This window comes from Rhodococcus sp. CX, from assembly GCF_015865005.1.
Classification (GTDB): domain Bacteria; phylum Actinomycetota; class Actinomycetes; order Mycobacteriales; family Mycobacteriaceae; genus Rhodococcus.
The window spans coordinates 5391-10944 of sequence record NZ_JADZGH010000037.1; the positions used below are offsets into that span (position 1 = coordinate 5391).

Genomic DNA, 5554 nt, shown 5'->3' on the forward strand with positions numbered 1-5554 from the left:
GATCGACGCGGCCACCAGCGCCGACGCGCCGCCGTCCGGCATGAGCCCGACCTTGGTGAACGCGAGCAGGAAGTACGTCGACTCGGCGGCGACCGTCAGATCACACGCCAGAGCCAGCGAGACGCCGACACCGGCCGCGGGTCCGTTGACGGCCCCGATCACGGGACGCGGGAACGCACGAATGGCCGCGACCGCGCGGTTCGCGGCGTCGATGATCGCAGGGCTCGGAGGACCTGTGAGGTCCCTGCCCGAGAGGTCCGCGCCGGTGCAGAATGCCCGGTCCGCGCCGGTGAGGACCGCAACGCGCACGGACGCGTCGTCGGCGTGCTTCTCGAACGCGTCGGCGACCGCCTCGACGGTTTCGGTGGTGACCGCGTTCATGCGGGCGGGGCGGTTGATCGTGACGCGCAGGACGCCGTCGTCGACGAGGCTGTCGACGCCGGGGATGTCGGTGCTCATGAGGGCTCCTGTCGGTTCAGGGTTGGAGGGAGAGCGCGACCTTGCCGGTCGCGGTCCGGTCGGCGAGGGACAGCAGTGCGTCGGCTGCGCTGGTCATCGGGTGGAGCGTAGGTTCGGGGACCTGCAGTGCGCCGGATCGCAGCAGCGGTTCGAGCTGCGACCACTGCCGGGCCGGGTAGTCCGGGAACGTGCGGACGTATTCGCCCCAGCCGGCGCCGACCACCGACGTGTTGCGCAGCAGAAGGCGATTGACCTTGACGGTCGGGATCTCCCCGCCGGTGAAACCGAGCACGACGACCCGCCCGTTGGGGGCGAGGCTGCGCAGGCTGTCGGTGAAACGGTCGCCGCCGACGGGGTCGAGGATGATGTCGACGCCGCGGCCACCGGTCAACTCGAGGACACGGTCCTTGAAACCGTCCGCCGGGACGACGTGGGTGGCGCGATTGGCCCGGGCCACTTCGGCTTTCGCTTCGGTGCTCACCACGGCGACGGTCTCGAGACCCAGCGCCGCCGCGACCTGGAGGGCGGCGACGCCGACGCCGCCCGCGGCGCCGTGCACGAGCACGGTTTCACCGGGGCGGTAGCGGGCGCGTTCGTCGAGCGCGAAGTGGACGGTCAGGTAGTTCATGAGGAATCCCGCGCCGGCGGTCAGCGACACCGAATCCGGCAGGGGGAACACGGAATTCACGTCCACGGCGACGGTCTGCTGCCAGGCGCCGCCGACGGCGAGGACGGCGACGCGCTGTCCGGCGGTCAGGCCGCTGTCCGCCGGTGCGGAGCGCACGATGCCGGCGCCCTCGACGCCGAGGACGAACGGCAGGGGGCGCACCACCTGGTAGGAGCCGCTGGTCTGCAGCAGGTCGGGGAACGAGACGCCCGCGGCGTGCAGATCCACGATCACCGAGCCGGCCCAGGCGTCGGGTTCGGGGATGTCGACCAGGCGCAGGCCGTCGGGGCCGGCCGTCTCGGTCAGTTGAACTGCCTGCATCGGGGTCTCCTCGTCGATGGGTCGACCGTCGCGGACGTGCACCGTGGTCCGCGACACAAGGCTCATCCTTACCAGAGCCCACCGATCGTGCGCTAGGTAAGCGGAGCCGTTGACCGAGCGATCGATCCGTGGTAGTCCTTTTAGCGATCGATAAGTAGAGCCTGGGAAGGAAATCGATGGCCGACGAAGCGACCACCACCGAACCCGCCGCGCTGTACGAGCGCCGCGGCAACGTCGCCCTCATCACGCTCAACCGCCCCAAGGCGCTCAACGCCGTCAATGCGGCGCTGTCCACCGCCGTCGGCACCCTGCTCGAGCAGGCCGAGGCGGACGACGACGTGCGCGTCGTCGTGATCACCGGTGCGGGCCGCGCGTTCTGCGCCGGTGCGGACCTCAAGGCGCTCGCCGCGGGCGAGAACACCGCCGCCGACGGCCATCCCGAGTGGGGCTTCGCCGGCTACGTCCAGCACTGGATCAGCAAGCCGACCATCGCCGCCGTCAACGGATTCGCGCTGGGTGGCGGCACCGAGCTGGTGCTCGCGTCCGATCTCGCCGTCGTCGACGAGGAGGCCAAGCTCGGCCTGCCCGAGGTCAAGCGCGGCCTGTTCGCCGCCGCGGGCGGTGTCATCCGCCTGCAGCAGCAGATCCCGCGCAAGATCGCGCTCGAACTCGCCCTCACCGGCGAACCGATCACGGCCGCAGAGGGCAAGGAGCTGGGCCTGGTCAACCGGATCGCTCCGGCCGGCACCGCGCTCGAGGTCGCCCTCGAGCTCGCCGAGAAGATCGCCGCGAACGCGCCGCTGTCGGTGCGCGAGTCGAAGGCGATGATCCACCGGACCGCGCACGCCGACGACTGGGGTTCCGCCGCGTGGGACGCCAACATCGCCTCGATGAAGGTCGTCTTCACCAGCGAGGACGCGAAGGAGGGCCCGACCGCCTTCGCCGAGAAGCGTGAACCGGTCTGGAAGGGCCGCTGATCCCACGAACCCGGTCCGGCGTCACGTCCCCTGCCGAGGCGCCGGACCGTAACCAACTTCCCCCGAAAGGAATTCGTCATGACCACTGCTGTCATCGTCGACGTCGTCCGCACCGCGGTCGGCAAGGGTAAGCCCGGCGGCGCCCTGTCCGGCACCCACCCCGTCGAGCTCCTCGCACACGTGCTGCGGGAGATCGTGCAGCGCAACGGCATCGACCCCGCGCAGGTCGACGACGTCATCGGCGGCTGCGTCCAGCAGGTCGGCGAGCAGGCGCTGAACATCTCGCGCTCCGCTCTGCTGTCCGCGGGCTTCCCCGAGTCGGTCCCGGCCACCACGATCGACCGCCAGTGCGGTTCGAGCCAGCAGGCCGCCCACTTCGCCGCGCAGGGCGTCATCGCCGGCGCCTACGACATCGCGATCGCGTGCGGTGTCGAGTCGATGAGCCGCGTCCCGATGGGCACGGCCTCGATCGGCAAGGACGCCAACGGCCCGGGTGTCGCCGCCCGCTACCCCGAAGGCCTGGTCAACCAGGGCATCTCCGCCGAGCTGATCTCCGCGAAGTGGAAGTTCGACCGCGACGCGCTCGACGCGTTCTCCGCGCAGTCGCACCAGCGCGCCGCCGCCGCGATCGCCGCCGGGCACTTCGACAAGGAGATCGTGCCGATCACGGTCACCAACGCCGCGGGTGAGCAGGTCGAGCACAAGGTCGACGAGACGGTGCGCGCCTCGACCACGGTCGAGGGCCTGGCGGGCCTGAAGCCGTCGTTCTACACCGAGGAGTACGCGGCCCGGTTCCCCGAAGCGCAGTGGATCATCACCCCCGGCAACTCCTCGCCGTTCACCGACGGCGCGTCGGCCGCCCTCATCATGAGCGAGGAGATGGCGAACAAGCTGGGCCTGACCCCGCGTGCCCGCTTCGTGTCGTTCTCCGTCCTCGGCGACGACCCGCTGTTCATGCTCACCGCGCCCATCCCGGCGACGAAGAAGGTCCTCGCCAAGGCCGGCCTGACCATCGACGACATCGACGCCTACGAGGTCAACGAGGCCTTCGCTCCCGTCCCGCTCGCCTGGGCGCACGAGCTGAACGCCGATCCCGCCAAGCTCAACCCGTGGGGCGGTGCCATCTCGCTCGGCCACGCCCTCGGCTCCTCGGGCACCCGCCTGCTCTCCACCCTGGTCAATCACCTCGAGGCCACGGGCGGACGGTACGGTCTCCAGACGATGTGCGAGGGCGCGGGCATGGCCAACGCCACCATCATCGAACGACTCTGATCCGCAACACGATTCGAAAGGTGTGAACATGATCGTCAACGACAGCGTTGCCGTCGTCACCGGCGGTGCCTCGGGCCTGGGCCTGGCCACCGTCAAGGCTCTGGTCGCCGACGGCGCCCAGGTCGTCATCATCGACCTGCCGTCGTCCAACGGTGAGACCGTCGCCAAGGAACTCGGCGACCGCGTGCGTTTCGCCGCCGCGGACGTCACCGACGAGGCCGCCGTCGCCGAGGCGCTCGACCTGGCGGAGTCGCTCGGCCCGCTGCGTGTCGCGGTGAACTGCGCCGGCATCGGCAACGCCATCAAGACCGTCAGCAAGAACGGCGCGTTCCCGTTCGACGACTTCAAGAAGGTCGTGAACGTCAACCTGTTCGGCACGTTCAACGTCATCCGCCTCGCCGCGGAGCGCATCGCCAAGACCGAGCCGATCGACGGCGAGCGCGGCGTCATCATCAACACCGCCTCCGTCGCGGCCTTCGACGGCCAGATCGGCCAGGCCGCGTACTCCGCGTCCAAGGGCGGCGTCGTCGGCATGACCCTGCCGATCGCCCGTGACCTCGCGTCGCTGCTGATCCGCGTCGTCACCATCGCGCCGGGCCTGTTCAAGACCCCGCTGCTCGGCTCGCTTCCGGAGGCGGCCCAGGCTTCGCTCGGTGCGCAGGTTCCGCATCCGGCCCGCCTCGGCGATCCCTCCGAGTACGGCGCTCTCGCCGCGCACATCGTCGCCAACCCGATGCTCAACGGCGAGACCATCCGTCTCGACGGTGCCATCCGCATGGCCCCGCGCTGATCAGACGAATGTGAGAGGACGGGGCCGATGACTGCGCAACCCGAACCGGAGTTCTCCGTCGACTGGCGGGTGTTCGAACCGCTGCAGCTCGGCCCCATCCTCGAACATGCCCTGGAAGCCTTCGGCGAGAACGGATTCCACGGCACCACCGTCCGCGACCTGGCCCGTCGGGTCGGCGTGACGGTACCCGCGCTGTACTACCACCACGAGAACAAGGAAGCCGTTCTCGTGACGCTGCTCGACGCCGCCGTCCTCGACCTCATCGACCGTGTCCGCGCCGCGGTCGAGGACGGCGGCGCCGACCCGGTCGCCCGCTTCGCCAACGCAGTCGAGGCGATCGTTCTCAACATGACCTACCGCGCCAAGCGCTCCAGCCTGGATTCCGAACTACGGCACGTGTCCCCGGAGAACCGGCGCACCTACGCGGCAACCCGGAAACGGCTCGAGCTCATCGTGTTCGACCTCGTCCGTGACGGCGTGGAGCAGAACGTGTTCGACGTCGACGACATCGAGGAAACCGTGCGCGCGCTGCTCGGCATGTGCCAGTCCATCGCCCGCTGGTACCAGATCGACGGGCCGCTGACGCCGGACGAGGTCGCCGACCGCTACCGAAACATCGCGCTGCGCATCGTCGGATACCGCAGCCCCGCCTGATCCCAGGAGAACCCCTGTGCTGTCCACCGCCTTCACCGAGACCTTCGGAGTCCGCCACCCCATCGTCCAAGGCGGCATGCAATGGGTCGGCAGCGCCGAACTCGTCGCCGCCGTCGCCAACGCGGGCGCGCTCGGTATGATCACCGCGCTGACCCAGCCCACGCCCGAGGATCTCGCGAAGGAGATCGCCCGCACCCGCGAGCTCACCGACCAGCCGTTCGGCGTGAATCTGACGATCCTGCCGGCGATCACCCCGCCGCCCTACGACGAATACCGCCAGGTCATCATCGAATCCGGTGTCAAGATCGTCGAGACGGCCGGTTCCAATCCGGGCCCGCACCTGCCCGACTTCCATGCCGCCGGTGTGAAGGTGCTGCACAAGTGCACCAGCGTCCGGCACGCGGTCAAGGCGCA

The 5554-nt window shown here is 69.7% G+C and carries 7 protein-coding genes; 5 read left to right on the top strand and 2 right to left on the bottom strand.

The features are described from left to right. The coding region (locus I0Q12_RS31825) for an enoyl-CoA hydratase-related protein (RefSeq protein ID WP_231609938.1) at positions 1-459 on the bottom strand (459 nt) is incomplete at its 3' end. A gap of 16 nt (positions 460-475) precedes the next feature. Next, positions 476-1447: an NADPH:quinone oxidoreductase family protein gene (locus I0Q12_RS03545; protein ID WP_197250623.1), complete on the bottom strand. Its 972-nt coding sequence runs from the start codon at positions 1445-1447 to the stop codon at positions 476-478. 176 nt (positions 1448-1623) lie between these two features. On the opposite strand from I0Q12_RS03545, the gene I0Q12_RS03550 reads away from it, so the two are divergent. The 5 genes from I0Q12_RS03550 to I0Q12_RS03570 all read left to right on the top strand — a co-directional run. Then, the gene (locus I0Q12_RS03550) at positions 1624-2424 is read left to right on the top strand and encodes a crotonase/enoyl-CoA hydratase family protein (RefSeq protein ID WP_197250624.1); all 801 of its coding nucleotides are present in this window, start codon (positions 1624-1626) and stop codon (positions 2422-2424) included. 78 nt (positions 2425-2502) lie between these two features. After that, entirely contained in the window at positions 2503-3696 is a 1194-nt protein-coding gene (locus I0Q12_RS03555) for an acetyl-CoA C-acyltransferase (protein WP_197250625.1), read from the top strand. 28 nt (positions 3697-3724) lie between these two features. Beyond that, a complete protein-coding gene (locus tag I0Q12_RS03560) occupies positions 3725-4486 on the top strand; it encodes a 3-hydroxyacyl-CoA dehydrogenase (RefSeq protein ID WP_197250626.1) in 762 nt (253 codons plus the stop codon). A gap of 27 nt (positions 4487-4513) precedes the next feature. Continuing rightward, the gene (locus tag I0Q12_RS03565) at positions 4514-5140 is read left to right on the top strand and encodes a TetR/AcrR family transcriptional regulator (RefSeq protein WP_197250627.1); all 627 of its coding nucleotides are present in this window, start codon (positions 4514-4516) and stop codon (positions 5138-5140) included. A 16-nt stretch (positions 5141-5156) separates the two neighbouring features. After that, a partial coding sequence (locus I0Q12_RS03570; RefSeq protein WP_197250628.1) for a nitronate monooxygenase family protein occupies positions 5157-5554 on the top strand: 398 nt, incomplete at its 3' end.